Raw genomic sequence first — 490 nt, forward strand, 5'->3', positions numbered from 1 at the left:
GAGATCGGAGATCGCCGCGAAGATCGACGCCGAACTCAGCCGGCAGCGTGACGGTTTGGAGATGATCGCCTCGGAGAACCACACCGCGAGGGCTGTGATGCAGGCGCAGGGTTCGGTGCTGACGAACAAGTACGCCGAGGGCTACCCGGGCAAGCGTTACTACGGCGGCTGCGAGCATGTTGACGTGATCGAGCAGCTCGCGATCGACCGGGTCAAGGCCCTGTTCGGCGCCGGGTACGCGAACGTGCAGCCGCACTCGGGTGCGCAGGCGAACGCTTCGGTGATGCACGCCCTGATCCGGCCCGGGGACACCATCATGGGGCTGAACCTGGCGCACGGCGGGCACCTGACCCACGGGATGAAGATCAACTTCTCCGGCCGGCTGTACAACGTCGTCCCGTACCAGGTCCGTGAAGAGGACCACCGGATCGACATGGCCGAGGTCGAGCGCCTGGCCCAGGAGCACAAGCCGGCGCTGATCGTGGCCGGC

Annotated in this window: 1 protein-coding gene; it reads left to right on the plus strand. The window is 66.5% G+C overall.

All coding sequences use genetic code 11. From position 1 onward, the window contains the following. Window positions 1–10: 10 nt before the first annotated feature. The coding region (locus AC1D0A_RS21990; protein WP_476946845.1) for a PLP-dependent aminotransferase family protein at window positions 11–490 on the plus strand (480 nt) is incomplete at its 3' end.

The sequence above is a fragment of the Arthrobacter sp. P1_D4 genome (assembly GCF_056406115.1).